This is a genomic window from Neisseria sp. 19428wB4_WF04, from assembly GCF_015235335.1.
In the GTDB taxonomy this organism is placed as follows: domain Bacteria; phylum Pseudomonadota; class Gammaproteobacteria; order Burkholderiales; family Neisseriaceae; genus Neisseria; species Neisseria musculi.
In genome coordinates this window covers 1-25349 of sequence record NZ_JADGLG010000037.1, presented here as the reverse complement: position 1 = coordinate 25349, position 25349 = coordinate 1, and the positions used below count along the sequence as shown (strand labels likewise).

Here is a 25349-nt window from a genome sequence, read left to right as displayed (position 1 = left end):
GAAACCGACAAGTCTGTTCCTTGTCTGTCTCTACGCAGTGCAGGGCCTAAGGCACCCACACTTATCGGTAATCTGTGTTGTTAAAGAACAGCTCCGACACCGGAGCAGAAAGCGAACTATACACAACTCCAACTCCAACCGTCAACACAATATACAAAAAATCAATACAACAAAATTACAACAAAATGTTTTATATGGAAATTTTGTTGAAACCCAAATACTCCCCACCCCGCAGCCGGCTCAAACCATGCAGGCAGAAAAAACCGCTTTTCAGACGGCCGCAATACTAAAACAGTCATGCAGGTGTTTAACAATCTGAGCCCTGAGAAACCCAAACCGCTATAGTGAATCCGCTTTATTATTTCCGGCACCGGGCAGCAGGCTGTGAACAGCATGGCAGTAGGGAGCCGATTCCGCTGCCGCTTGGGGGCTTACAAAATTGCTCTCTTTGAGTTAAGCCGCAACACCGCCGTAACGGAAATGCAGCAAGTTCGCTCTATAGCCGGTATATAGCCTCGGCTCTCTTGGATAAGCCATAACGCATTGGTACACCTTGCAACACTTGCGCTATCTGAGAATCGCCGCCTTGCCTGCCTTCGGCGGATTGGCTGCATGGACCGGGCGGAAACGGCCGTCTGAAAAATGCGGCCGTCTGAAAACGGCTTGTTCGGATGGGAGCTGTGTTGTTCAAATCATCTGTATTTCACAGGTTTGCAATTGCCCCAAGGGCTGCCAGTGCAAAGTTGGTTCCTGCTGCCAAACACAGCTGGCGATGCAGTTGTTTATTTTGACGGTTTGTCCATACCAAGTTTGCCCGGGCTGCGCTGTTCTGATTTTTTTGGGGTTTTGCGGGCTGCAATCCAAGCCGACTTTTTTCATGTCGGCAGGAAAATTCAGACGGCCGGCCTTGAGCAGGGCTTCTTTGATGGTCCACAACCGATAAAAATCAATCTGCGGATCGGGGCTTTGCTGCCACCACAGGCATTCTTCCGGGCTGAACACCCATTTTGCCAAACGGTTGAAATCCCTCAGGCGGAGATATTCGATATCGACACCTGCCGATGTGCCCTGAGTATGGCCTGCGAGCAGGGCGGCATGGCCGTTGCTGTGGGATAACGACAGGCAAAAGCCGCTTGCGGTTTGTTTGAGCGCCCGACTCACCTGCCAGTCCAAACGCCGGGCTAAAGCGGGGTTGCGGGTCAGGCGGCCGAGATCGGCCGGGTCAAGCTGCTCTTCCCGATAGTTTTGCGCCCAGTCGGCGGCGGCAATCCTGCAAACCAGCCCCGATGCTGTATTTGTGTTGCGGTTTTTGCCCATTAAAACGCCCCTACGGTTGAAATTCTGTGTTGCCTGCTGCCCTTTATGAAACTTGAAGAAACTTAAAGAATGAAACTTAAAGCGTATTCACCATAACTGTTTGCGCGCCGTCTGCTTTCAGACAGCCGCAGCAGCGCGCTTGATACACTTTGCGCGCTGATTAAAAATTGTTCCATTTTTTAAAAATCAGTGAAGTGTTGATGCCGCCGAAAGCAAAATTATTGTTTATCACATAATCGGTGCGGATTTCCCGCCCTTCGCCGCGGATATAGTCCACACCGCCGCACAAGGGGTCGATATTGTCGAGGTTGATGGTAGGGGCAAACCAGCCGCTGTTCATCATTTCGATGGAAAACCATGATTCCAACGCACCGCAGGCGCCGAGGGTGTGGCCGAAATAGCTTTTCTGCGAACTCATGGGCACGCTGCCGAATAAGGCTGCTGTTGCTTGGGTTTCGGCAACATCGCCTTTCTCTGTGGCGGTGCCGTGGCCATTAACATAGCCAACCTGCTCCGGCGCAATGCCGGCATCTTTCAGGGCGGCCTCCATACAGCGCTGCATGGTGGCTTTCTGCGGCTGGGTAATGTGGGAACCATCGCTGTTGGTGCCGTAGCCGACAATTTCTGCATAAATGCGGGCGCCGCGTTTTAAGGCATGGTGTAGTTCTTCCAACACCAATATACCTGCACCCTCTCCGATCACCAGGCCGTCTCTGGCCGTGTCGTAGGGGCGCGGGGTAAGCTCCGGTTCGCCGTTGCGGCGGCTGGCCGCATAGAGCGAATCAAACACATACACTTCGGACGGGCAGAACTCTTCGCTGCCGCCGCCCAGCATCATATCAATCAGGCCGTATTTGATGGCTTCGTAAGCATAGCCGATACCCTGGCTGCCTGAAGAGCAGGCGCTGGAGGTGGGAATAATGCGGCCGGTCAGCCCGAAAAAGATGCCGATATTGGCAGCGATGGTGTGCGGCATCATGCGCACATAGGTGTTGGCGTTGAAGTTGCGCGAATTGCCGTGCAGCAGCAAATCGCCCATCACCCCCACATCTTGAGTGCTGCCCACTGACGAGCCGGCGGCCACGCCCATGCTGCCGTTTTGAATACCCTCATCTCCCAGAAGCCCTGCATCTGCCAATGCCTGCTCGGCGGCATCCACCGCCATCCGCGAGCCCCGCCCCATACTGCGCAACTGTTTGCGTGTCCAATGTGCAGGCGTGCGGTAATCTTCCACCGGCGCGCCCAGCCGCGCCTCCAGCTCGGGGAAACGCTCTGCCCAATCCATATATTTCACTGCATTGCGTCCCGCCTCGAAACCCGCCCGAACGCTTTTCCAATCGCGCCCGAAAGCGGTAACGGCACCAACGCCCGTTACAACAACCCGCCTCAACACAAACCTCCGTTTACCGCAATCACCTGCCTGGTGATATAGGCGGCTTTTTCATCCATCAGAAACCGCACTGCATGCGCCACCTCTTCGGGCGACCCCATGCGCGCGGCGGGAACCGCTTTCAAAATTTCCTCCACCGGCACGCCGCTGCCGACAATTTCGGTGTCGATCAGGCCGGGCGCCACGCAGTTTACCGTGATGTTGCGCTTGGCCAGCTCCACTGCCAGGGCTTTGGCCGCCCCGATAATGCCCGCTTTGGCGGCACTGTAGTTCACCTGCCCGCGGTTGCCGATCAAGCCCGACACCGATGCCGTGCAGACAATCCTGCCCGGACGGCGGCGGCGTATCATCGGCATCACCACAGGGTGCAGCACATTATAAAAACCGTCCAAACCGGTGCGCAACACCGTGTCCCAATCATCGTCTTCCAAGGCCGGGAAGGCGTTGTCGCGGGTGAGGCCGGCATTGAGCACCACGCCGTAATAGGCTCCGTGCGCTTCCATGTCGGCAAGCAGGATTTCCCGGCAGGCTGCCCGCTCGGCCACGTCAAACTGAAGCACCCGCGCCTGCCTGCCCGCTGCACGCACGGCTTCGGCCACCGCTTCGGCTTCGCTGCGGCGGCTGCGGCAGTGCACTACGATATGGTAGCCGTCTGCCGCCAGCCCCAAAGCCACGGCCTTGCCGATACCTCTGCTCGAGCCGGTAATCAAAACGGTTTCGTTCATACGCACTCCTTTCGTTTAACAGCGGCTTATTCAACGGCAGCTTTGCCTGAGGCCGTCTGAACAGGGTTGGAAAAATATCCGACTTTTGGGGCAGATTTCAGACGACCTTATTACCCCTCAAGAAAAGGGGCGTATTTTTACATTCTTTGTTTTGTTTTCAGACGGCCTTTGCTTTCAGACGGCCTTTGCTTTCAGACGGCCTTTGCTTTCAGACAGCCTTTGCTTTCAGACAGCCTTTGCTTTCAGACAGCCTTTGCTTTCAGACGGCCTTTGCTTTCAGACGGCCTTTGCTTTCAGACCGCCTTTGCTTTCAGACCGCCTTTGTTTTCAGACGGCCTCTTCAGCCTTATCGGGGCCGTACACGTTCAATGCGGCCTGCGCCAGCAGGCCGTTGGCAGGCAAAGTGTGTTTTTCATGTTCCGGCGCATCGATCCAGTGGAGCGTGCAGTCAAACACGCCGAAGCCCGAAGCATCCACCACCGACTCCTGCACCTTCACCAGCAACTGCGTGTCCACGGGAATGCTGTCGGCAAACAGATGCAGCCTGCGCGTGCCCAGCAGAAAGCCCATCTTCACCGGCCTGCCCGAATTGCGGGCATGGCAGCCGATGAGCGCGCCTATGCCCTGCGCCATGATTTCCATGCCCGCAACACAGGGCAGGCGGTTATCGGCCAGCAGAATATGGTTGCCGCCCACTCTGGTGGTGGCCGTGAGATGGTGGCGGCCGTAATCGGTGATGCACTCGAGCAGCACCATACGGCCGCTGTGCGGCAGTAGCGGGGCAATATCGGTAATCGGGCAGGCCAACGGCAGATTGGAGCCGGCACTATCCGGATTGTGGTGTTTGCTGTTCATGAAAACTTTCTATAGCGGATTCGGGGCACTGCCCTCTGCCGGCTCGCCGATAATCAGCACGGCATTGCTGCCGCCGAAAGCAAACGAGGCGCTGGCACCGATGCGGCGGTGTTGCAGCCAGCGGCTGTTGCGTCCGGTGAGGCCGATGGGCGGCAGGGCTTCGTCTGCCTCTCCCTGCGGCCATTGCGGCGGCAGCCTGCCCGAAGCGTTGAGGGAGCGGCTTACCATCCCCCAAAGCAATGCCGCTTCCAGCGCGCCGGCCGCCGCCAGCGTGTGGCCGGTAAAGGGTTTGGTGGAGGTGCAGGGGGTGCCGCTGCCGAACACCGCCGCCACTGCCGCGCTTTCCATGGCATCGTTTTGCTGTGTGCCGGTGCCGTGCAGATTAATCCAGCCGATATCGGCCGCACTCAGGCCGGCACGGCTTAAGGCCGTCTGAAAAGCCAAAACCGCACCCAAACCGTCCGGGCGCGGTGACGACATATGGTAAGCATCGCCGGATGCGCCGCAGCCCAGCAGCGGCAGGCCGTCTGAAAACAGCAGTTCGCGCGTCATCACAAATGCTGCGGCCGCCTCTCCGATATTGATGCCGTCCCGCATACGGGCAAACGGACGGGCAACCCCTGTCGAGAGCACTTCCAACGATGCAAAACCGTGAACCGTCAGTGCCGACAAAGTGTCTGCGCCGCCGCACACCACTGCATCGCAAAAGCCCGCGTGCAGCAGCCGTGCCGCGCTGATTAAGGCGCGTGCGCCCGAAGTGCAGGCGGTCGATACCACATAAGCGGGGCCGCACAAATCATAAACCTCTGCCACAAACTCTGCCGGTGAAGCCATCAGCTGCCGGCCGTAGTCAAACGGCTGCTCCGCCCACGAGCCTCCCTCTGCCACATGGCGGAACACTGCTTTGTTTTCATCGCCGCCCGTGGTGGAAGTGCCCATCACCACCGCCACCCTGTGTTTGCCGAAACGCGCCTTCACGGCCGCTATCTGCGGCTCAATCTGCTGCAGCGCATGCCAAAGCAGCCGGTTGTTGCGGCTGCAAAGCGGCGCGGGCAGGTGCGCGGGAAACGCCCGCAAAGCCCGGGTTACCGCGCCGAAAGCGTAACGCCGGCCGCCGGGCGGGCTCTCGGAAAACACCAGCGGCGGCGCAGCATCAACATCCAGCAGCGCATCGATATGCGCGGCCAAGCCGTCGCCCAATACGCTGGTAACGGCGGGCAGGGAAAGATAAACAGGCGTGTCCATATCGGTTGGAAGGAGTTGGAAATCTGCCCGGCTGCCGGCGCACTGCTGCGCGGCAACACTGAAAGGTAGGATTATATAGCTTTTTGAAAACCATCAGGCAATACCGCAACGGCAGGGCTTGCCGCCTGCCAGCATTCAGGTGCCGCGCAGCGGATCAATAACGCAGCGGCACCACTGTCCACTGCGTTTGGCCGGGCAGCTTCACCAACCAGCCGCTGCCGCTTTGCACCGTACACCACAAAATGCGGCGGTTGCGGCTGAAGCAGACGCCGTCGGCAGTGCTGCGGCGGTGCAGGCCGGGGTAAACAGCTGCGCCGCCGTCTTCGGCAAGCATGGGCAACATCGCGGCAAACAGGCGGCGGGAGGCGGCATTGGGCATCACAAAACCATCATTGCGCCACCCTTGGCGCTCGTTCACAATCTGCCTGGCCAACGGCACTCCTAAAGGGTTGGTCTGCACAAACCGCACACCGCCCTCCCCCTGCTCCACCGCCAGCACGCTGCTCTGTTCCGCCCCGCCGGCACCGCTTTGCGTGATGTGAAACCACCCGTCCAGAAGCTGAGGAATATGCCCGGGTTGGGGAATGCTGCTGCACGCAGCGGCAGCCGATGCTGCCAACACAATCCAATATCTGCCCATCTCCACTCCTTGTTTCAGACGGCCCGGCAGGCCGCCTCATTGAAAAACGGTGTTTTCCCGCTTATCCTGCCTGCCGCCCTGTATCAGCGGTATGCCAATCTGCCGTCCGACCCGCCACAGCGGGTTGGCACATTTGCCGCACCGGGCAGGCGGCAGACACGCAGATGGTATGACAAGGGCAGCCATGCTGCAACGGAAACGGCGCCGCTCACCATCACATGAAGCACAAGGCGGCCGCAGCGCAGATAACACAAGCAGCAAACCCGCTTCATTTCCGGCACCGGGCCAAGCGCAGCAAACGCAACGGAAAATAAAGCGGCTCCAGCCATGCAGGCATCCGATGCTGCAATGCTTTTGAAACGAGGCTACATCACTTCAGACGAATCCGACAACCGCCCGGCCAGCCACAGATTGAAGGCCGTGCCCACCGCCACCGTCAGGCCGAAAGCCGCCACGGCGGGCGTGCCGCTCATGCCGAGCAGTGTAAACGAAATGCCCGTGGTGAGTGCCGCCAGCAGCAGGCCGCCCAGGCGGGCAGGCGGGCTGTGTGCGGCCGCTGCCGCATACACGGCATAATCGGTGCCGACAGCCGAAACCAGCAGCAGGCCGAACACGGCAAACAAGCCCACCGGAACGCCCAGCCAGCCCAACACCGCCACCGTGGCGGCAGCGGAAGCCAGCGGCACGGCCAACACCCTCAGGCCGCGCCTCAAGCCTAATATGCGCCACAGCAGCAGCGCGGCCAGGCTGTAGGAAGCCAGCTTCAGCCACAGCGCCTGATTGCGGGTTTGCGCAAACAGCCTGTTGAGGCTGCCGCGCCTGTCCACCCAATGCGCGCCTTCCAGCCCCTGCAGGGCCGTCTGAACGGCCTGCGCATCGTTTAAACCGTGCAGCCGCACAATCGAAGCAAAACGGCCGGGCGCGGCTTCGCCCAAATAAAGCTGCCGCCCCGCTTCGGCGGTGGCCGGCTTCAGGCCGTCTGAAAGCGTGGCCGCCGGCATACCGGCAGCCTGGTTTAACGCCCGGCGCACCGCTTGGCGCGGCACGCCTGCGGCCTGCAGCGGCTGCCAAGTGTCGGGCAGTTCGGCCAGCTCGCGCAGGCGGTTTTTCAGCTTCTGCTGCTCGGCAGCCGGCGGCAGCCATTGCTCTAGCGACTGAATGCCCGAAATTTTCTGCTGCCGCAGCAGCGGTTGCAGGGCGCGGCGGATTTCGGCATTTTTCTGCAACAGCCCATCTTCGCTGCCCGCTTCGGCCACCAGATAACTGCCGCTGAAGTCTGCACCTGCCAGCCGGCCTATCTGCTGCGCCTGTGCCAGCATTTTGGGGGGAATGTCTATCCACTGGCGGATATCGTCGTGCCAATCGCTGCGCCACAGCCCCGCCGCCAGCAGCAGGCCGCCTGCAAGCCGCCAGCCCCGCCGTTTCAGACGGCCGCCGATACGCCGGGAATAGGCACCCGCCTGCTCCACCAGCCCTGCAAACGGCACACTGCGGGGGCGGTAGCGCGCAAACAGCGGCGGCAGCCACAACACAGTGGCGGCAAATGCGCCCAGCAGCGCAAAGCCCGAAAACACTGCCGTCTGCCGCAGCACCGGCAAAGGCGTAAACCACAGCAGCGCATAGCCTGCCGCCGTAATCAGCAGGCTCACCGTGAAAGCAGGCAGCACGCGGCGCATGGCGGGATGCGCCTGCCAGACCCGGCCGTCTGAAAAACCGCTGCGCCCCGCCGCGCCAAACACTGAGCCCGCCAGCCAGTGCAGCGGAAAATCTACCAACACGCCCACCAAGCTCGTGCCCACCACAATGGTGAGCATGTGTATTTCGCCAAACACTGCCAAAACCGCAGCCAGCCCCGCCGCCAGCCCCGCAGCCAGCGGCAGCAGCAGCCAAAACACCCTGGCCGTGCGGAACACCCGCAACAGCAGCCCGAACGTGAGCAGCAGGCCTGCGCTGCCCATCAGCCGGCTCTCGCGCTCTGCCGCTTCTTTTGCTGCTGCCGCAAACAACGCCCCGCCGGTGCTCAAGGTTTCCACCCCTGCGGCCTCTGCCGTGCGGCGGCTTTGCTGCATCAGCGCCAGCAGGCCTGCACTGCCGGCCGTGTTCCCCTCGGGCAGCCTGCCGCTCAACCACACCCAGGTTTTGCCGCCCTCTTCGGTAAACAGCATGCCGTTGCCGCTGTGCCACTGCAGGCGGCTCTGCGTTTGCGCCTGCTCCTGCGCAAAGCGGCTGAAGCCGAGCCAATCCTGCTCCGGCGGCAGCAGTGTGGGTGCGGCAAACGGGTTGAGCAGGGATTCGGCACGCTCTTGGAAATAACGTTGTGGTTCTTCAAACAACAGCCGGCGTTGCGGCCGGGGTAACGCTGCCGCGCCCAAACGCTGCATATCGGCGCGCAATGCTGCCAAATCGGGTTCGATATGGCTCTCTACGGCGGCAAACACGCCGCTGCTGCGCCACTGCCCGGCAATTTCGGCGGCCGTCTGAAAGGCTTTTTCGGCATCGCTGCTGCCCGCGAGCAGCACAACCCTTGTGTCGGCCTGCGCCTGCACGGCCTTATCCGCCGCCCGTAACAGCGCATCGGGCTGCTGCGCGTGCGGCAGCAGTGCCGTCAAATCCGTTTGCAGACGGCCGCCCGCTGCCAGCATGCCGGCCAGCACCGGTATCAGCAGCAGAATGAAAGCGGCGTAGCCATAGCGCAGTGTTGAAAGCATTTTATGCAGACCTTGTTACCGCAAACAAAATAAAACGATATTTTTACTCCGCCCAGCCCCGTTCTATATTGTTCACTTGATGGTTTTGTTTCACGATAGCGAATCCGTTGCGTTTCCGTTGCGGCGTTGCTGCGCCGTGGCGCCAAGATAACGTTACCGGCCGCCCGAAGCGGCAGCAGAGCCGTTCTGCAGCGTCTATACCGCCTGCGGGCAGTCGGAAAAAATAAAGCGGATTCACTTTGAAGACGGCTTGGGCGGGTTTGTTTTTACAACGCCTGCCGGGCAAATTCATCCAAATCCCGACCGGCCTGCACCCGCTCGAACCGCATCACCATCACATCACCCTGTTTTTCGTGCAACTCTACCCGCTGCACCACGCTGCCGCCGCTGATGTCGATATGGTTGAAAATCTGCTTCATCAGCACGGTTTTCGGGGTGAGACGCAGCGTCCACTTTTGCGGCGTGCCGTTTAACTTCAGTTCAAAATGCTGCTCCAGCCCCTGTATATTGCCGCCGAGCAAATCGAGCAGCAGGCCGGTTTGGCGGCTGCGGCCGCTCATTTTTCCCCCATCGGCTGCCCAGTTGCGGCCATTCCACTGCATGATGCCGTCTGCACGTATGCGCAAGCGGTTGTCAAACGGCTTTTGCATATGCCACAGCAGCCCTTTTTGCGGCACCAGCACAAACCTGCCTTCGGCAATCATCGGCTTAGACAGCGATTTCAGACGGCGTTCCTGCACAAACGCCCCCTGCACATTGGCTGGCTTTTGCAGCATCTGCGCCAAGTCGGCGGCGGTAAACGCCCACAACAGCGGGCTGGCCAGGGTTAGCGCGGCGGTAAACAGCAGTTTTTTCATCGGTTGCCTTTATATTAAGCGATATGAAACGTTAGATTTCGCGGTAAATCTCTTCAAACGGCAGGCGGAAGCGTTCGCCCCAAATGCCCCTGCCGGGTTTGCGTATGCCGCAGGCGGCGATCATATTGATTTCGGCACCGTGCGGCAGTTTGAGGATGCGTTTGGCCATACGCCCATTCAAGCCTTCCATCGGGCAGGTGCCGTAACCCTGCCCGGCTGTTGCCGGCATAAAGGTTTGCGCAGCCGGGCGCAGCTTTTATGTACCACGATGCGCATATCGTTTTCGGGCACGTTGCGGGTAATCGGACGGAACAGGCCGTGCCGGCAATCAGTTTGCGCAACATACCCATCAGGCCGAAACAGCATGTGTAAACAAACGGCATCGGTTTGCCGTAGTAAGCCGCCGATTTTTTCAGACGGCCTGCCGTTTTTTCGGGCGGGCTGTTGCGGCCGATATTGCCCCGCTCGAACCCGGGCGCCGCCTGCGCCCTGGCACGGTATTAATCCTGACGGGTAACGAACACCACCATCTGCTGCGCGGTGGCTTCGGCAAGCCTGTCCGGCACGGATGCGGCCGGTGATACGGTAAAACCCGTAAAGCTGCATATTCGGGCTGCCGGGCGCAGACTGCGCCAGCTTCAGGCATTCGCGCACTTTATCACTGTCTAGCGGCTTTTGCGCATCATCATGCTGCACGGAGCGGCGGTGGCGGAGCATTTCGGCGAGCGTCATGGTTATCCTTTCTGTCTGTTTTCCGGTTTGGGCAGAAACATTCTTCAAATCATGCCGCTGCCCGAATGCTGTTTCAGACGGCCTGAAAAGAAGGGTGGCGCTGCACGGCGGAGAGCCAGCTTGGCGGCGTTTGAAACTGCATTTCGCCGTTTTCGAGCGACACCGCCACTTGGGTAGTGGAGGCTTTGGTGAGCTTCGCGCCGCTTTCAATGTCGGAAATGGTGTAGTCGATGCGCAGGCAGCTTTCGATTTCCACCACCGCCGCTTCCACACGGATACGCTGGCCGAAGCGGGCAGGTTTCACGTATTTCAGGTTCAACTGCACCACCGGCCAGCTGTAGCCCTGCCGTCCCATTTCGCCATAGTCGTAACCGATGGCACCCAAGAGGGCGCAGCGCGCCACTTCGAGGTATTTCACATAATGGCCGTGCCACACGATATGCATCGCGTCCACATCGAAAAACGGCACTTCCAATTCTATATGGTGTCGGCAATAAATATGTTTAGCCATTGTCGGCATCGTTCCAAAAATCGTAAAAGTTAAACCATTGCAGCGGATTTTGCGCGCATTCCTGCGCCAAAACATCGGCAAAACGCTGGGCGGCAGCGGCCACGGCGGCATGGCGCCCGCCGCGCTTCCAATCGGCTGCATCCAAAAAACGGCGCAGTTTCAAATGATAGCGTCCGTTTTGCCTGATGCAGAACAGCGTGTTGACGCGGGTTTTCAACAGGCCGGCCAACAGCCATGCGCCCTGCGGCATATCGGCGCGGTGCCCCAGAAACGACACCGGCACAGTTTTTCTGCTGCGCACCGGCACGCGGTCGGCGGCAACGGCCAGCCATTCGCCCGCATCGATGCGGCGGTGCAGCTCCATCATCAGCGCCGCGTCCAAATCGGTTACCTGTATTATCTGAATACGGTCGGCACCGGCTTTTTGCAACGCTGCGTTAAAGGCTTCGGCATGGCGGCTGTGCGCCAACACGTTGAGCTTGAAGCCCTGATGGTGCGAAACCAGCGCGCGGCACACTTCCGCATTGCCCAAATGCGAGCAGACGAAAATCTGCCCGCGCAGGCTGCGCCCCTTCACCTGCGCATATAGGTTGTCCGGGTCGTCCACCACCAAATCTTCGTAGCGGATTTTGCGCTGCCACACGGCGAAGCGGTCGCACACCGCCTGCCCGAACGCCGCAAACTGTTTGAACACGGGCCAACACTTCGGCAGGGCGGCATCGGGAAAGGCCGTCTGAAGCCTGGCCTGATAACGCGCGATATTGCGCCGCTGCCGGGGTGATGTGGCGTAAAAATACAGCACCACCAACCCGATGCACGGCGCCATCAGCCACGCGGGCAGACAGCGCACCATCAGCGTGGTGATGCCCAAAAACAAACGGTTGCCGCGTTCGTTTTGCGCCGCCCAGTGTTCCGTATCGGAAATCGGTTTATTCATGGTTTTCAGACGGCCTCACCGTTTACCCTTGCACACGCGGTCATTCCCGCGCTTGACGCGTGCGTGCTTTCGGCACACACCCTGCCATCACTCCCCCGCCTGCGCGGCAGTGCCCGCAAACAAGCGCTTGACGCGCCCGCGTCGCACCGTATTACCCCGCGTTTGAAAAACAGTTTGCTCATGGTCTTTATCATTTTCAGACGGCCTCACCGTTTGCCCTTGCACACGCGGTCATTCCCGCGCTTGACGCGTGCGTGCTTTCGGCACACACCCTACCATCACTCCCCCGCCTGCGCAGCAGTGCCCGCAAACAAGCACTTGACGCGCCCGTGTCGCGCCGTATTACCCCGCGTTTGAAAAACAGTTTGCTCATGGTTTTTATCGTTTTCAGACGGCCTCACCGTTTGCCCTTGCACACGCGGTCATTCCCGCGCTTGACGCGTGCGTGCTTTCGGCACACACCCTACCATCACTCCCCCCGCCTGCGCGGCAGTGCCCGCAAACAAGCGCTTGACGCGCCCGCGTCGCGCCGTATTACCCCGCGTTTGAAAAACAGTTTGCTCATGGTTTTTATCATTTTCAGACGGCCTCACCGTTTGCCCTGCAAACGCCGCCGCACCATGCCGCAAAACAGGCGGGCGTGCATTTTGCTGATTAACACATTATCGCCGAGCGCGCGAAAATGCGACACGCCGCCTTCGGCATAGCGCACCGGCGTTTCCACCCACACCGGCTTCACGCCGCGCCAATAAAGGCGGATTAAGATTTCAGTGTCGAAATCCATGCGGTTGCCCACGCGCTCTTCGCGCACCACCGCCAGCGCGGCCTCAAGCGGATAAATGCGGAAACCGCACATACCGTCTTTGATGTCGCTGGAACAGGTGTGGATTCTGTTCCAGAAATCGGTGATTTTCCGCCCGTAGAGCCGCGCTTTGGGAGCATCGGTGCCGTATTGCGGCCGGCCGCACACCACCGCTTGCGGATTTTGCGCGGCGGCGGCAAGCAGTTTGGCGGTGTCGCCCAAATCATGCTGGCCGTCTGCATCCACCTGCAAAACATGGCTGTAGCCGTGTTTTTCTGCATAAAAAAAACCGTCTTTCACCGCCGCCCCCTTGCCGCCGTTGGCCGCGCGGTACAACACCGCCGCGCCCTGCCGCTCCAGCCGCGCCAACACCGGCCGGCACGCCGCGTCCGAGCCATCGTCCACCACCAGCACGTCCAACCCGAAAGCGCGCACGGCTTCGGCCACGCTGCCGACTGTGGCGGAGTGGTTATAGTGGGGGATGATGGCCAGGGTTTTCATAATTTATCGGTTAGTTTTGCAACGCTTGTCTGAAAATAAAATTATAAGATAAGGATCGGGCTTTTGCGGCCGTCTGAAACAGCACCGCTTTGCCCTTTTCCCCTTAAGGGACGGGAAGGTTTGTAGAGCATCATATTGTTCAGACGGCCTCAAACACGCCCGATACTGCCTGCAATAAATTACCGCTGCCGCTTTCCCCCTGAGAGCCGCAAGGGCTTGCACGGCCATTGAAAACATCAGAACAGCGGCTGTTTTATCCTTCCCGCAAAAGGCGTGTTACCGTTTGGCAGGCCGCAGGCATCACTCCGCCATCCGTTTTCAGACGGCCTCAAACGTTCCAAACACCAGCCGCCCCGATGCACACACGGCTTGTGGGTTTTCCAGCCTGAATTCGAGCCTGTTTTTAACGGCATCGTAAGCCAGCCCGATCCGCACCCCATCGCCGGGGCGCACAAACTGGCGGTATTTCAGGTTTTCCACCCGCACGATGCTGCGCCGCCCCCAATCGAAACGCGCGGCCAAATCGCGCACCCATTGCAGCTCGACCACGCCGGGCACCAGCGGAAATCCAGCGAAGTGGCCGCCGAAATACACCAAATCCAGCGGCACACGCCCTTCAAAACATGCTTTTTCGGGGCTTTCAGACGGCATCTGCCGCCATTTGGGCGCGGTTTGCGGCTGCGTGAAGGCCGTCTGAAAATCGGCGGCGGTGATTTTCGACTGCGCATTGCGCGGCAATTCGGCGGCAAAACGCCAATGGCGCGGCAGCACGGCGGCATCCTGCGTGGCGGCCAGATGGGTTTTCAGCGCAGCGGCCACCTGCGCCCTGCCCTTGCCGCGCAACGCTTCGATACCGGCCGCGCTCAAGGCTGCCCACACCGCCGCGCGCCGGTGTTGCGGGTGCGGCGCGCAAAAAGCATCGGCAACCCATTTGTGGGCGAGCAATTCGTGTTCGATTTGGTTGGGCGACACCCGTTTGTCTTCAAATTTGATGATGCGGTCGCGGCGCCCCAGCAGCACAAACCCTGCTTCCTGCGGCTCGATTAAATCGGCGGTTTGGAAACGCCCGGCCGTCCACGGCGATTCTGCCCACAAGGCGCCTTCATGGTTTTCGCCAACGGCAACGGCGGCAAACGGCTGCCATTCGCGCTTAAAGCGGCGCGAGGCAATCACGCCGGTTTCGGTGCTGCCGTAGATTTCAAACGGGCGCACGGCATACTGCTCCAGCAACGCCGCCGCCGCTTCGGGCAGCTCGCTGCCTGCCGACACAATGCCGGCCGCCTTTGTGCGCAACGCCCCGATGCCGTGTGCGCCGTTCAAGCGGCTCAAAACGGCGGGGCTGGTAATCCACAGCGTTTTTTCATAAGCGGCAGCAGCGGCCAGCAGGGTTTCGGGATACACATTTTGCGGGCGGTCGAGCGTTAAGCCCATCGTGAGCGGCAGTGCGAAACGGAATGTGAAGCCATACATATGCTGCGGGCTGACGCTGCCGATAACGGTGGGGTTTGCGTGCGCAAGCGGCAAGGCTTCTGCCACAGCCGCCGCTTCGGCTTCCATTTGCGCGGCGGTTTTTACCACTATCTGCGCCTCTCCGCCCGATCCGGAAGTTTTCAGGCAGGCTTGCGCCTGCGCGGAAATCTGCCAACGGGCGGGCATTTCGGCTTCAGACGGCACCGCTTGCGCTAAAGCGCGGATGTCGCAAACTTGGGTTTCCAGGCCGTCTGAAAACGCTTTTTCGTGCGGCGCATCGGTCAGCCAGATATCCGCCGTGCCGCCCCAGGCCGCATTTTCGCGCGCCAGGTTCGGCGGCAGCAGCACCCGCGCCCCCGCGTGCCATGCCGCCAGCACGGCGCAGGCAAACCAGGCGGCATCTTCAAACCACAATGCAGCGGTTTGCACGCGCTGCGCTTTCAGACGGCCTGAGAGCCGGAACACGGTGCAATTAAAATCGGCACGGCTCCATGCGGGGTTGTCTGCAACCAGATCGGCCGGCGGCAGCGCGGGATTGAGAATTTCGGTGAGCGGGTAAATCATGGTCGGGGTTTCCGTTGGCGGCAGCGGTGTTTCAGACGGCCTGCAGTGTTGGGAAAAATCGGGTTGTATTTGCGCTTTTCCGGCAAGCAGCTTTTATTTTCTGCCGGAAACAATGGTTTTGCGGTTTTGGGTATGCTCAAAAACCATAGGGCTCGGCCGTGCCCTCCGGCATTTTCGGCACTCTTTATCCCCGCAGGGGTTGTCGGGCAAAAATAAGAAGTGTAAACAATCGGGATTTTTTACACCGCTAGATTTTCAACACGGTTTTGCGGTACAGCCATTCCCCGGCAAACAGTGCGCCCATCAGAATATAGGAAACCGCGCCGGTGTATAGCGCCCACCAGCCGTGTCGGCCTGAGAGTGCCAGCAGGGCGGCGGCGGCGGCGTTAAACACAAAAAAACCGCACCAGATTTGCGTTACGCGGCGGGTATGGCGCACCCCTTCGGGCGGCAGGTTTGGGTGTTGCAGGCGGGCTAGGCACTCAACCAGCGTTTGCCGCGCAAACAGGCTGGCGCCGAACAGGCCGAGCATCAGCAGCGAAACGGCAACGGGATACCAATACATCCAACCGGGCTGCCGCAGCAGCATCACAGCGGCGAAAAATGCCGCCGCCAGCAGCGATACCGCGCGGCCGGTGCCGCCTTTGCTCACGGCGGCGCGCATCAGCCACAAGCCGCACATGCCGCCAGCCAGCCAGAAAAACATACCGCGCCCGTGGCCGAAATACCACAAAAGCGGGTAAACCGCACCAACGGCTGCGGGGGCAATCCGGCTCAGTTTGTTCATTTCAGACGGCCTCTCTGCCGGGCTTTGCCGTGCGCAATCCATTGCATAGTGAATCTGCTTTCTTGCTGTTGCGGCGTTGCTGCACCCGGGTGTAAAGAAAACGGGTTTGACCGACCCTCTGCGGCAACGGAGCCGCTTCCGCACTGTCTGCACTGCCGACCTTGTGCCGGGAAGGGGAAAGGGTTCGCCACGGGACCCCAATATGTGCCCGAGCGCGGCACGATACTGCCTGCTTTCAGACGGCCTGAACCTGAAACGGAGCGGGTTTGCCTTTCAGATACGGGCGTTGCGGTGCGCCAAGCCGGCGCATTGAAACAGCACGCGTGCTCCGCAAGCCGTTGTCCGGCAGCTTGGCCGTCTGAACGCAGGCGGACGGGCTGCGGTTTAAGGCTGCTCTGCCTCTGCGGCGGCATCGGTGCGGAGCACGGCCTGCACCACGTCTTCTACTGTGCGCACGCTGCGGAAATCTTCGGCTTTCAGCTTGCGGCCGGTTTCGCGCTTGATGTGGTCGATTAAATCAATGGCATCAATGCTGTCGATTTCCAAGTCTTCATAAAGATTGGTGTCGGGTTTGATGCGCTCGGGCTCGATTTCAAACAAATGCACAAGGGCGTTGGTGAGAATGGTGCGGATTTCCTGCTCAGTCATGGTCGGCTCCTTTATGCCCGGCGGCTGCGGATAAAACCGGCCAGGGTTTGAACGCTGGCAAAATGTTCGCGCAGGTTGTCTCTTTCGGCATCAAGCTGCAGGCCGAAGGTTTTCTGCACCGCCAGGCCGAGCTCCAACGCGTCTACCGAATCCAGCCCGAGGCCGTCATCGCCAAACAGCGGCGCATCGGTTTCGATTTCTGCCGCGGTGATGTCTTCCAAACCGAGGCTTTCGATAATCATTTGTTTGATTTGGGTTTCGAGGTTCATGTTGTTTCCCGTGTGAAATAGTCCTGCAAATAAGCGTTCAACCGCCGCGCGGCAATCGGCAGCGGCTTTTCGGCCAGCCATACCTGCGGGTCGATATCATCGCCTACAGTGATGTCGTAATGGACAGTATGCGGTGGAATTTTATACCACGGCTGACCCTTTTTAAAATTGGGCGGGTTCATTTTGATGCACACCGGGGTGATCACCCGGGCGCTGCGCAACCCTATCGACACGGCTCCGCGGTGCAGTTTGATTTTCCCGTCCCAGCCGGTGCGCGTGCCTTCCGGGAAAACCAGCAGGCTTTGGCCGCTTTTCAACACAGCATCTGCTTCTTCCATCATTTCCAGCGATTCATCGTTGGGTATGTAGCCCGATGCAATAATCTGGTTTCTCATCAAAGGGTGGTCGATTAAATCTTTTTTCACGATGCAGTTGGTTTCGGGCACGCGCCCCACCAATATCACCACATCGAGCAGCGACGGGTGGTTGGCCAATATCAACTGCCCCGGCCTGCCGAGCTTTTCTGCGTCGTTGAACTGGATGCGCAGCACCCGCGAGCATTCCAAATAACCCGCAAACCATCTCCATACCCTGCTGATTATCCGCCGTGCCTGCTTTTGCTGCTTTGGGCTGCGGCGGCTTTTACGGGTGTAGGGCAGCAGCACGGCCTGAAACATCAGGCCGAACAGGCCGAAGAGTATAAAACCGGCCAGGGTGGCCGAAAACCTCAAACATTTATCCGCCATTTCTGCACCACAACCAGCTTTGCCGGGGATAATTGCGCTGCTGCCTTGCCGTACCCGAAAGCATAAAGCGTATCCAGTCGAGCGCGCCCCAATAAGGGTCTTGCGGGGCATCGGCCGCATCTTGGCAGACCAGCCGGTAATCCCCGCCCGGGGCCAGCACCATGGCCAGCGCATAGGGAAACGGCGCACGCTCGGCGGCCACAGGGTAACCGGCCGACAGCGGGTCATCTGCCGCAATCAGCAAAACGGACGGCACACCTTCTGCCAGCAGCGCGCAACACTCGGCCAGGGCGTTTTCAAAGCCGCCGCTGCCCAAAGCCAGCGCGGTATGCTCGCGCATATCTGAGCGCAACACCGACCATAGGCCGGGCAGCGCGTTGTGAACCGATAATCCGAATGAAGTCGGCGACACGGTTTTATCGCGCCACAGCTGCAACCATAGTTCAAAGCTGCGGTTGATTTCGCCGTCGTGGGAGGCATAAACCAACGGTGCATCGGGAAAACGCTCCGCCAAATCCCAGCCCGCCTCGCACATCAGCCTGGCCGGGAAATTCAAACGGCGGCGGCCGGCGGCAGGCAGAAAGGCGGTGCCGGGGCGGTAATCCGGCAGATCGGCCGCAATCTGCGGGCAATGCGCCCACTGCCGCCATTGCGCTTCTTGCGCCATTTTGCTGCTCAATGCCCGCCAGGCAGCGATATTGAAAGAAAAATGAACATAACCGGCCATATTGAAACATCGTTTTGCACAATAACAATGCATATTCTAACCGACAACGGGCCGTCAATTCTGCAAAATATCAGGCCGTCTGAAATATAGCCGCCGAAGCGGCCTGCCGGCACCTTTGCAACATTCAAAGCGTCACAAAAAGTTTATTTGCCGTTACCGGCTCCGCCAGCCCGCGCAGACGGGAAACATCGCGTTCGGTATCCCGGCGTTGCCGCCCGAATATTTGTTTCAGCGGCATTTCAATATTTCCAGCCCGGATGCCCGCCGGCGGAGAATGGCGGTGTTCCGTTTTTCAGACGGCCTGAAGGGGTTTTGCAAAGCCCACGCCGTGCGCCTGCCGGCAGCGGCAGATATGGAAAAACACCTTGCAGCCGGTATTGCTGCAAGGTGTTGCTTTCAGACGGCCTCAAACCTCGGGCGGGGCGGGTCAGTCGGCAAACTGTTTTTTCATCTGCTCGCGCCGCTCCTGCGCTTCTACCGACAGGGTGGCGGTGGGGCGGGCCAGCAGCCGTTTGAGGCCGATGGGTTCGCCGGTGTCTTGGCAGAATCCGTAGTCGCCTTCATCGATGCTGCGGATGGAGGCCTGGATTTTGCCCAGCAGTTTGCGCTCGCGGTCGCGGGTGCGCAATTCGAGCGCGTATTCTTCTTCCTGCGTGGCGCGGTCGGCGGGGTCGGGAGCAGATTCGTGCTCTTGCAGATGGCCGGTGGTGGTGTTGGCATTTTCGATAAGCTCGTCTTGCAGTTTCACCAGCAATTCGCGGAAAAATGCCAATTGGCCGGCATTCATGTAATCTTCTTCGGGGCCGTTCCAGTTGAGGATATCTTGTTCGGTTAGTTTGGTCATGATGGTTCTTTCTTTCCCGGTTGTTTGAATGGCTTCGGCGGTTAAAGCCGTCCGTTGCGGCTTATTATTGGTTTTTCGGAAAATAGGCCTGCCCAGATTAGGCGCGCATCATAACACGGTTTTGCGGTTATGCCGCGCTTTCGCCCGCCGCCGTACGGCTGCTTGGTTTTCAGACGGCCTGTTTCTGCAGCTAACTTTTTGATAAATCAGTTCAACAACCACAAATTCAGCTTGGCCGTCAGCTGTGGCAGGATTGCACTGAGCCAAAACCACAGCATCAGCGCCAATATGCTGCCCGAAAAATCGTAGTGCCTGAATCTTAAAAAGACAAACGGCCGCGCCAATGGTTCAAAAATCCGGTGCAAAGATGCCTGTAAAGAAGCGTATGGGTTTTTAAAGCTCAATACCATTCTGAGCACCAGCCCCAGCAGCAGCACATAAGCGGCGGCTTTCAGAATGCCCAATACGGCGAAAAACAGGTTGGCGGCGATGATTTTGGTGCTGAAGCCGCCCGGCAGCACAATCAGGGCGGCCAGGGTGTAGGCTGCATAATAAAGCAGCACGGCGGCCAGCAGGCAGGCGCTGTCCCACCGCCCCAGCGGCGGGGCGGCTTTGCGCAGCGGCTTCACCAGCCAATCGGTGGTTTGCGTGCAGAATTGCGCCAGCGGGTGGCTGTAGTCGAGCCTTGCCCATTGCAGTAGACCGCGCGCCAAACATACTATCGCCAGGCCGTCTGCCGATAAAATCAATATTTGCGCAATCATGTTCAGACGGCCTTGAATTGTTGTGCGATTTCCCGGGAACGCGCCGCGCAGGCTTCAACGCCGGCGGCAACGGCTTCGGGGAGCCGGTGCGCGTTGAAGGCTTCGATGGCGGCAGCGGTGGTGCCGCCTTTCGAGGTAACGTTTTGCTGCAAGATACTGAAATCTTCTCCGCTTAATTCGGCAAGTGCCGCTGCGCCTTTGAAGGTGGCCAGGCTGAGGCGGCGGGCGGTTGCTTCGTCAAAGCCCTGCTGCACGGCGGCTGTTTGCAGAGCGTTCATCAGGTAGAACACATAAGCCGGGCCGCTGCCGCTGACGGCAGTGATGGCATGCATCTGCGCTTCGCTTGGCAGCCACACCGTTTCGCCCACTGCCGCCATCACGTTTTGGGCAAGGCGTTTGTCGGCTTCGCCGGCACCTTCGCCGGCAAACATACCCGAAACGCCCAAACCGACCCCGGCCGGCGTGTTGGGCATCACCCGCACAATGCGGCGGGTGCCGCCCAGACAGCGGCTTAAGGTATTGATGCCCAAACCGGCGGCCACCGACAACACCAGCGCGCCGTTGGTTTGCACATCTGCGCAGGCAGCCTGCATATCCTGCGGTTTGACCGCCAGCACCAACACGTCTTCTGCATTGAGGGCCGGCAGTTTTTCCGACACCCGCACGCCCAATTCACGCGCCAAACGTTCGCGTTTTTCAATACTGCGGTCGGCGATGCAGACGCGATAGCCGTCCTGCTTCACCAAACCGCCCGCAATGGCTTCGGCCATATTGCCGCCGCCGAGAAAATAAATATCCATACAATAAGGTTCTTTCACTTTATCAAATGGTTTTGCGCGGGTTTGAGGCCGTCTGAAAACCGCCGCTGCCAAATGTTAAAAAGGCTTTCAGACGGCCGGTTACCACCAGGTGTCTTCAGAGAGCGATGTCCGGTATAACCCTTGTTTTTCCAAACAGTCAAAACCTTCCTGCCCAAATGTTTCCAACAGGGGCTTGCGGGTGCGCCAGTCCAGCCCGCAGGCTTCAAATTTATCAATCTTTTTATAAAAATAGGCATTGCGGGCGGCATCGTAAGCATTGGCATCAATGGCCCGGCTCCCGTTTTCAAGCGGGGTGGCATAGTCATCGATAGAGGGATATGGTTCACCCTTAATCTTCCAAAAATCGATGGCGGCCGGTTTTTGAGGCCGGCACCAGCCGGACAGAGAATCACACCCATACCACCCCATCAGCTTGCAGCCTCCTGCCGCCAGACACAGCAACACCATCACACCGCGTTTCATTTCAACCCCTGCTTCCGAAAACCGCGCTGCCCACGCGCACATGGGTGGCGCCGCACGCCACGGCAATATCCATATCGGCCGACATGCCCATCGACAACACATCGGCGCGAACGCCCGCTGCATTCAAACCGGCCAGCAGTTGCTGCATTTTGCCGAACTGCTGCCGCAATGCCGCTTCGCTGCCGCCCTCGCCGGCCACACACATCAAGCCGCGCACAGTTAAATTCGGCAGCTTCGCCGTTTCGCAGGCCAACGCCACGGCTTCTTCGGGCGCCACGCCGTGTTTGGTCGGTCCGGCGGCAATGTTCACTTCGATGCACACCTGCAAAGGCGGCATTTCAGACGGCCTTTGCGCGCTGAGCCGCTGCGCGGTTTTCAGACGGCTTATGGTGTGCACCCAATGGGCGCGCTCGGCCACATATTTGGTTTTGTTCGACTGCACATCGCCGATGATGTGCCACACGATGCCGGGCAAATCGGCCAATTGCCCGGTTTTTTCATACCATTCCTGAATATAGTTTTCACCGAAATCGCGGCAGCCGGCGGCATACACTTCGCGAATATCGCCGGCGGGAAAGGTTTTGCCCACTGCAATCAGCTGCACGCTGCCCGCAGGGCGGTGTGCGGCGGCTTCGGCGCGGCCGATTCGGGCCAGCACGTTGCGGTAATTTTGTTGCAGGCTTGTCATGATTCTTTCCGTTTTTGGCACGTTAGCAAAAATAATTAAAATTTTACTTGGTTTAACATGAGTTATCTATTTAAAATAATGCACCGAAACAACCCGCCGCCGAAACTGGCAGCGGCCGTCTGAAAAATTTTAACTGAAAACGCAAGGCTACACATTATGCAGATTACCGACCTACTCGCTTTCGGCGTGAAAAACAAAGCGTCCGACCTCCACTTAAGCTCCGAGCTGCCGCCGATGATACGCGTGCACGGCGATGTGCGCCGCATCAACCTGCCCGAAATGGGCAGCGAAGAAGTGGGCAATATGGTTACTTCGGTGATGAACGACTACCAGCGCAAAGTGTACCAGCAAAACCTTGAGGTGGATTTTTCGTTTGAGCTGCCCAATGTGGCGCGCTTCCGTGTCAACGCATTCATGACCAACCGCGGCCCTGCGGCGGTGTTCCGCACCATTCCCAGCCATGTGCTTACGCTCGAAGACCTCAAAGCCCCGCGCATCTTTCAAAAAATTTCCGACAACCCGCGCGGCCTGGTGCTGGTTACCGGCCCCACCGGCTCGGGCAAATCCACCACGCTGGCGGCCATGATCAATTACATCAACGACACCCAGCCCGCCCACATCCTCACCATCGAAGACCCGATCGAGTTTGTGCACCAAAGCAAAAAGGCGCTCATCAACCAGCGCGAGCTGCACCAGCACACCCACAGCTTTGCCAATGCGCTGCGCTCGGCACTGCGCGAAGACCCCGATGTGATTCTGGTGGGCGAGATGCGCGACCCGGAAACCATCGGCCTGGCACTCACCGCCGCCGAAACCGGCCACCTGGTGTTCGGCACCCTGCACACCACCGGAGCGGCCAAAACGGTGGACCGTATTGTCGATGTGTTCCCCGCCGGCGAAAAAGAAATGGTGCGCTCGATGCTGTCGGAATCGTTGCGCGCGGTGATTTCGCAAACGCTGCTGAAAACCCGGGACGGCAACGGCCGCGTGGCGGCGCATGAAATTCTGGTGTCGACCGCCGCCGTGCGCAACCTGATCCGCGAAAACAAAATCGCCCAAATCAACTCGGCGCTGCAAACCGGCCAGGCGCACGGTATGCAAACGCTCGACCAAGCCCTGCAAAACCTCGTGCGCCAGGGCGTTATCAGCCCCGAAGTGGCGCGCAGCAAGGCGCAAAGTGCCGATCTGATTGTTTGATTGATTTGATTCTTTTCAGACGGCCGAATCCCCCACACGGCCATCAGGCCGTCTGAAACAACCGATACCGAAAAATCTCAGAGAAAACACCATGAGCGAATCCAACCAACTGCACAACCTGCTTTCCGAAATGGTGCAGGCTTATTCACAGAAAAACCAACCGCCCCATATCCCCACACCCGCCGAAATCGGCACCCGGCTGCACCCCCTGCTCGAGCGTATGTGTTCTGAAGCTGAACAGCGCGGCGCATCCGATATTTTTATCAGCGCGGGCTTTCCGCCTTCGATGAAAGTAAACGGCACACTCACACCGATGCCGCACAAGGCGCTCACCGGCTCGGATACGGCCGCCATCACCCAATCGACCATGAACGATGAGCAGCTCGAAGCCTTCAACCGCGATCTGGAATTAAACTATTCGGTGCAGTCGCGCAGCAACACCCGCTACCGCGTCAATGCCTATCACGAGCAGGGCCGCCCCGGCATGGTGCTGCGCCGCATCAACCCGCACATTCCCAGCATAGACGAGCTCTCGCTGCCGCCGAAACTCAAAGAGCTTGCCCTCACTGCGCGCGGCCTGCTGATTCTTGCCGGCCCCACCGGCTCTGGCAAATCCACCTCAATGGCCGCCATGATTGATCACCGCAACCAAAAAGTGCCCGGCCACATCATCACTATCGAAGACCCCATTGAATATCTCTACCAACCACGCCGCTGCATCATCACCCAACGCGAAGTCGGCATCGATACGTCCGATTGGAAGCTGGCCGTGCAGAGTGCCATGCGCCAGGCGCCCGATGTAATCTGTATCGGCGAAGTGCGCAGCGAAGCCAGCATGGAATACGCCCTGCAGCTTGCCCAAACCGGCCACCTGTGTGTGTTTACCCTGCACGCCAACAATGCCGCACAAGCCATCGAGCGCATCATCAACTTCTACCCCGAAGAACGCCAACCGCAAGTGTTGATGGATTTGGCACTGAACCTCACCGCCATCATCGGCCAGCGTTTGGTGATTAAAAAAGGCCGCGGCCTGCGCACCGCCGTTATCGACCTGCTGCTCAACAACCCCGCCATGCAGGATTTGATTTTCAAAGGAGAATTAATGGGCATCAAAGATTTGATGACGCGCTCGCTCGGAGAAGGCATGCAGACTTTCGACCAACACCTGTTCGAACTCTACACCACAGGCCAAATCGAATACAGCGAAGCCCTGCGCCAGGCCGACTCTGCCAACGACCTGCGCCTGCGCATCCAACTGCACGAAGAAGGCAACGACCCCGAACGCCTCTACGACCGCATCAGCGATTTAAATCTGATGTAACACAGGCCGGCACCCTTGCCGCATCCGGAGTGCTAGAGCTTCTGTTTCCCTTGCGCCATACCCGCCCCAATCCGGATATGGCGCGGATTTTTTAAATCCCGGTATGGGTTTGAGCAAACCCCGGGGGTGCTATAGTGAACCCCCTTCATTTTTGAGACTACGGCAGCAAAGCGTAACAACGGAAATAAAGGAAGCGCCCTATCCCCGCCGAGCCGTCTGAAAATACAGCATAGCCAACCCGATTTAAAATACAAGGCAATCCGCAGACAATACCAACCGTACAGCCAGATAAACCAATGCCGTAACCGTTTTATTTTAAATAACTGTTTTAAAAAAGTATCAGCTGCCACAACATAATGCAACGCCGGTGCGCCGGCTCCAAAAGAGCGTTTTTGATATGCCGGTTAAGCCGCAGAACCGCCCATACCACATCCTACCGTTCCCGGCTGCGCCGCCTTATTCCGCGCCACAGTGTTTTGCCGTATCTGCCATTCAACCACCCCGTAAACATTTCAGACGGCCTCAAGCCATGCCGGCACGAATCCCGCCTATTGCCTTGATTCCCCTCCAAACCGGGTCTGGCGCGGGCACCGCCGCCCATGAAAACCAACGCAAAACGGCACGCTGCAAACCATACCGGCCGCACAGCCGGGCAAACCGATGCCGCCGTTATTTGTTAAAGCAGAGGCTCTAAACTGGCAGAATAGCTCTGTCAGCCTGGAAAAATGAAATATAACACCAAGTTAAGTGACCATCAGCTCAAAAAATTATCAAGCATTTTTGTGTCGGTATAGAAGCCTCAAAACCACTTTGCCGACAGG

The 25349-nt window shown here is 58.9% G+C and carries 27 protein-coding genes; 3 read left to right on the top strand and 24 right to left on the bottom strand.

Annotated elements, in window-relative coordinates; translation table 11 throughout:
• Positions 1-687: 687 nt before the first annotated feature.
• The 6 genes from IR141_RS08740 to IR141_RS08715 all read right to left on the bottom strand — a co-directional run bounded on the left by IR141_RS08740 (position 688) and on the right by IR141_RS08715 (position 6172).
• Positions 688-1317 (bottom strand): 4'-phosphopantetheinyl transferase superfamily protein, encoded by a 630-nt coding sequence (locus IR141_RS08740; protein WP_135036068.1) that lies wholly within the window; start codon positions 1315-1317, stop codon positions 688-690.
• Positions 1318-1477: 160 nt separating this feature from the next.
• Complete coding sequence (locus IR141_RS08735) at positions 1478-2710, bottom strand: beta-ketoacyl-ACP synthase (protein ID WP_135036065.1); 1233 nt, start codon at positions 2708-2710, stop codon at positions 1478-1480.
• Positions 2704-3432, bottom strand: coding sequence for a 3-oxoacyl-ACP reductase FabG (gene fabG, locus IR141_RS08730; protein ID WP_135036062.1), 729 nt, complete (start codon positions 3430-3432; stop codon positions 2704-2706). The genes IR141_RS08735 and fabG overlap by 7 nt, the downstream gene beginning before the upstream one ends.
• A gap of 327 nt (positions 3433-3759) precedes the next feature.
• A complete protein-coding gene (locus IR141_RS08725) occupies positions 3760-4287 on the bottom strand; it encodes a thioester dehydrase (RefSeq protein ID WP_135036059.1) in 528 nt (175 codons plus the stop codon).
• 9 nt (positions 4288-4296) lie between these two features.
• Complete coding sequence (locus tag IR141_RS08720) at positions 4297-5532, bottom strand: beta-ketoacyl-ACP synthase (protein ID WP_135036056.1); 1236 nt, start codon at positions 5530-5532, stop codon at positions 4297-4299.
• Positions 5533-5686: 154 nt separating this feature from the next.
• On the bottom strand, positions 5687-6172 hold the full coding sequence (locus IR141_RS08715) for a hypothetical protein (RefSeq protein WP_135036053.1): 486 nt from the start codon (positions 6170-6172) through the stop codon (positions 5687-5689).
• A gap of 39 nt (positions 6173-6211) precedes the next feature.
• Here IR141_RS08715 and IR141_RS08710 point away from each other — a divergent pair, with 39 nt between their 5' ends.
• Positions 6212-6394 (top strand): hypothetical protein, encoded by a 183-nt coding sequence (locus IR141_RS08710; RefSeq protein ID WP_187000391.1) that lies wholly within the window; start codon positions 6212-6214, stop codon positions 6392-6394.
• Between the two features lie 143 nt (positions 6395-6537).
• On the opposite strand, the gene IR141_RS08705 is transcribed toward IR141_RS08710, so the two are convergent.
• The 18 genes from IR141_RS08705 to IR141_RS08625 form a co-directional block, all read right to left on the bottom strand.
• On the bottom strand, positions 6538-8814 hold the full coding sequence (locus IR141_RS08705) for an MMPL family transporter (protein ID WP_228068208.1): 2277 nt from the start codon (positions 8812-8814) through the stop codon (positions 6538-6540).
• Positions 8815-9146: 332 nt separating this feature from the next.
• Positions 9147-9737, bottom strand: coding sequence for an outer membrane lipoprotein carrier protein LolA (locus tag IR141_RS08700; protein ID WP_135036047.1), 591 nt, complete (start codon positions 9735-9737; stop codon positions 9147-9149).
• Positions 9738-9768: 31 nt separating this feature from the next.
• Positions 9769-9927, bottom strand: coding sequence for a hypothetical protein (locus IR141_RS13460; RefSeq protein WP_245231735.1), 159 nt, complete (start codon positions 9925-9927; stop codon positions 9769-9771).
• Positions 9915-10469 (bottom strand): hypothetical protein, encoded by a 555-nt coding sequence (locus IR141_RS08695; protein WP_228068205.1) that lies wholly within the window; start codon positions 10467-10469, stop codon positions 9915-9917. Before IR141_RS08695 ends, IR141_RS13460 begins: the two co-directional genes overlap by 13 nt.
• 73 nt (positions 10470-10542) lie before the next feature.
• Entirely contained in the window at positions 10543-10980 is a 438-nt protein-coding gene (locus tag IR141_RS08690) for a thioesterase family protein (RefSeq protein WP_135036045.1), read from the bottom strand.
• A complete protein-coding gene (locus IR141_RS08685; protein ID WP_135036042.1) occupies positions 10973-11917 on the bottom strand; it encodes a glycosyl transferase family 2 in 945 nt (314 codons plus the stop codon). Before IR141_RS08685 ends, IR141_RS08690 begins: the two co-directional genes overlap by 8 nt.
• Positions 11918-12506: 589 nt before the next feature.
• Entirely contained in the window at positions 12507-13220 is a 714-nt protein-coding gene (locus IR141_RS08680; RefSeq protein ID WP_135036039.1) for a glycosyltransferase family 2 protein, read from the bottom strand.
• A gap of 318 nt (positions 13221-13538) precedes the next feature.
• Positions 13539-15254 (bottom strand): AMP-binding protein, encoded by a 1716-nt coding sequence (locus IR141_RS08675; protein WP_135036036.1) that lies wholly within the window; start codon positions 15252-15254, stop codon positions 13539-13541.
• Positions 15255-15501: 247 nt separating this feature from the next.
• Positions 15502-16041, bottom strand: coding sequence for a hypothetical protein (locus tag IR141_RS08670; protein ID WP_135036071.1), 540 nt, complete (start codon positions 16039-16041; stop codon positions 15502-15504).
• Between the two features lie 384 nt (positions 16042-16425).
• Positions 16426-16689: an acyl carrier protein gene (locus tag IR141_RS08665; protein ID WP_135036033.1), complete on the bottom strand. Its 264-nt coding sequence runs from the start codon at positions 16687-16689 to the stop codon at positions 16426-16428.
• A gap of 11 nt (positions 16690-16700) precedes the next feature.
• On the bottom strand, positions 16701-16958 hold the full coding sequence (locus IR141_RS08660; protein ID WP_135036030.1) for a phosphopantetheine-binding protein: 258 nt from the start codon (positions 16956-16958) through the stop codon (positions 16701-16703).
• The gene (locus IR141_RS08655; RefSeq protein ID WP_135036027.1) at positions 16955-17704 is read right to left on the bottom strand and encodes a 1-acyl-sn-glycerol-3-phosphate acyltransferase; all 750 of its coding nucleotides are present in this window, start codon (positions 17702-17704) and stop codon (positions 16955-16957) included. The genes IR141_RS08660 and IR141_RS08655 overlap by 4 nt, the downstream gene beginning before the upstream one ends.
• Positions 17694-18431 (bottom strand): beta-ketoacyl synthase chain length factor, encoded by a 738-nt coding sequence (locus IR141_RS08650; RefSeq protein ID WP_135036024.1) that lies wholly within the window; start codon positions 18429-18431, stop codon positions 17694-17696. The genes IR141_RS08655 and IR141_RS08650 overlap by 11 nt, the downstream gene beginning before the upstream one ends.
• Before the next feature lie 427 nt (positions 18432-18858).
• Positions 18859-19275, bottom strand: coding sequence for an RNA polymerase-binding protein DksA (gene dksA / locus IR141_RS08645; RefSeq protein WP_135036021.1), 417 nt, complete (start codon positions 19273-19275; stop codon positions 18859-18861).
• A gap of 206 nt (positions 19276-19481) precedes the next feature.
• Positions 19482-20039: a YggT family protein gene (locus IR141_RS08640; RefSeq protein ID WP_135036018.1), complete on the bottom strand. Its 558-nt coding sequence runs from the start codon at positions 20037-20039 to the stop codon at positions 19482-19484.
• Positions 20040-20041: 2 nt separating this feature from the next.
• Positions 20042-20839: a pyrroline-5-carboxylate reductase gene (gene proC / locus IR141_RS08635; protein WP_135036015.1), complete on the bottom strand. Its 798-nt coding sequence runs from the start codon at positions 20837-20839 to the stop codon at positions 20042-20044.
• Positions 20840-20938: 99 nt separating this feature from the next.
• Complete coding sequence (locus tag IR141_RS08630; protein ID WP_135036012.1) at positions 20939-21322, bottom strand: RNA-binding protein; 384 nt, start codon at positions 21320-21322, stop codon at positions 20939-20941.
• 1 nt (position 21323) lies between these two features.
• On the bottom strand, positions 21324-22010 hold the full coding sequence (locus tag IR141_RS08625; RefSeq protein ID WP_135036009.1) for a YggS family pyridoxal phosphate-dependent enzyme: 687 nt from the start codon (positions 22008-22010) through the stop codon (positions 21324-21326).
• Positions 22011-22166: 156 nt separating this feature from the next.
• On the opposite strand from IR141_RS08625, the gene IR141_RS08620 reads away from it, so the two are divergent.
• Both IR141_RS08620 and IR141_RS08615 read left to right on the top strand, forming a co-directional pair.
• Entirely contained in the window at positions 22167-23207 is a 1041-nt protein-coding gene (locus IR141_RS08620; protein ID WP_135036006.1) for a type IV pilus twitching motility protein PilT, read from the top strand.
• A 91-nt stretch (positions 23208-23298) separates the two neighbouring features.
• On the top strand, positions 23299-24528 hold the full coding sequence (locus IR141_RS08615; RefSeq protein WP_135036003.1) for a PilT/PilU family type 4a pilus ATPase: 1230 nt from the start codon (positions 23299-23301) through the stop codon (positions 24526-24528).
• The last annotated feature ends 821 nt before the right edge of the window (positions 24529-25349 follow it).

Excerpts from the sequence above, each read along its gene's own strand:
- IR141_RS08740 (WP_135036068.1), bottom strand. The coding sequence starts at position 1,317 with ATGGGCAAAAACCGCAACACAAATACAGCATCGGGGCTGGTTTGCAGG.
- fabG (WP_135036062.1), bottom strand. The coding sequence starts at position 3,432 with ATGAACGAAACCGTTTTGATTACCGGCTCGAGCAGAGGTATCGGCAAG.
- IR141_RS08725 (WP_135036059.1), bottom strand. The coding sequence starts at position 4,287 with ATGAACAGCAAACACCACAATCCGGATAGTGCCGGCTCCAATCTGCCG.
- IR141_RS08720 (WP_135036056.1), bottom strand. The coding sequence starts at position 5,532 with ATGGACACGCCTGTTTATCTTTCCCTGCCCGCCGTTACCAGCGTATTG.
- IR141_RS08715 (WP_135036053.1), bottom strand. The coding sequence starts at position 6,172 with ATGGGCAGATATTGGATTGTGTTGGCAGCATCGGCTGCCGCTGCGTGC.
- IR141_RS08705 (WP_228068208.1), bottom strand. The coding sequence starts at position 8,814 with ATGCTGGCAGCGGGCGGCCGTCTGCAAACGGATTTGACGGCACTGCTG.
- IR141_RS08700 (WP_135036047.1), bottom strand. The coding sequence starts at position 9,737 with ATGAAAAAACTGCTGTTTACCGCCGCGCTAACCCTGGCCAGCCCGCTG.
- IR141_RS13460 (WP_245231735.1), bottom strand. The coding sequence starts at position 9,927 with ATGGAAGGCTTGAATGGGCGTATGGCCAAACGCATCCTCAAACTGCCG.
- IR141_RS08695 (WP_228068205.1), bottom strand. The coding sequence starts at position 10,469 with ATGACGCTCGCCGAAATGCTCCGCCACCGCCGCTCCGTGCAGCATGAT.
- IR141_RS08690 (WP_135036045.1), bottom strand. The coding sequence starts at position 10,980 with ATGGCTAAACATATTTATTGCCGACACCATATAGAATTGGAAGTGCCG.
- IR141_RS08685 (WP_135036042.1), bottom strand. The coding sequence starts at position 11,917 with ATGAATAAACCGATTTCCGATACGGAACACTGGGCGGCGCAAAACGAA.
- IR141_RS08680 (WP_135036039.1), bottom strand. The coding sequence starts at position 13,220 with ATGAAAACCCTGGCCATCATCCCCCACTATAACCACTCCGCCACAGTC.
- IR141_RS08675 (WP_135036036.1), bottom strand. The coding sequence starts at position 15,254 with ATGATTTACCCGCTCACCGAAATTCTCAATCCCGCGCTGCCGCCGGCC.
- IR141_RS08670 (WP_135036071.1), bottom strand. The coding sequence starts at position 16,041 with ATGAACAAACTGAGCCGGATTGCCCCCGCAGCCGTTGGTGCGGTTTAC.
- IR141_RS08665 (WP_135036033.1), bottom strand. The coding sequence starts at position 16,689 with ATGACTGAGCAGGAAATCCGCACCATTCTCACCAACGCCCTTGTGCAT.
- IR141_RS08660 (WP_135036030.1), bottom strand. The coding sequence starts at position 16,958 with ATGAACCTCGAAACCCAAATCAAACAAATGATTATCGAAAGCCTCGGT.
- IR141_RS08655 (WP_135036027.1), bottom strand. The coding sequence starts at position 17,704 with ATGGCGGATAAATGTTTGAGGTTTTCGGCCACCCTGGCCGGTTTTATA.
- IR141_RS08650 (WP_135036024.1), bottom strand. The coding sequence starts at position 18,431 with ATGGCCGGTTATGTTCATTTTTCTTTCAATATCGCTGCCTGGCGGGCA.
- dksA (WP_135036021.1), bottom strand. The coding sequence starts at position 19,275 with ATGACCAAACTAACCGAACAAGATATCCTCAACTGGAACGGCCCCGAA.
- IR141_RS08640 (WP_135036018.1), bottom strand. The coding sequence starts at position 20,039 with ATGATTGCGCAAATATTGATTTTATCGGCAGACGGCCTGGCGATAGTA.
- proC (WP_135036015.1), bottom strand. The coding sequence starts at position 20,839 with ATGGATATTTATTTTCTCGGCGGCGGCAATATGGCCGAAGCCATTGCG.
- IR141_RS08630 (WP_135036012.1), bottom strand. The coding sequence starts at position 21,322 with ATGAAACGCGGTGTGATGGTGTTGCTGTGTCTGGCGGCAGGAGGCTGC.
- IR141_RS08625 (WP_135036009.1), bottom strand. The coding sequence starts at position 22,010 with ATGACAAGCCTGCAACAAAATTACCGCAACGTGCTGGCCCGAATCGGC.
- IR141_RS08620 (WP_135036006.1), top strand. The coding sequence starts at position 22,167 with ATGCAGATTACCGACCTACTCGCTTTCGGCGTGAAAAACAAAGCGTCC.
- IR141_RS08615 (WP_135036003.1), top strand. The coding sequence starts at position 23,299 with ATGAGCGAATCCAACCAACTGCACAACCTGCTTTCCGAAATGGTGCAG.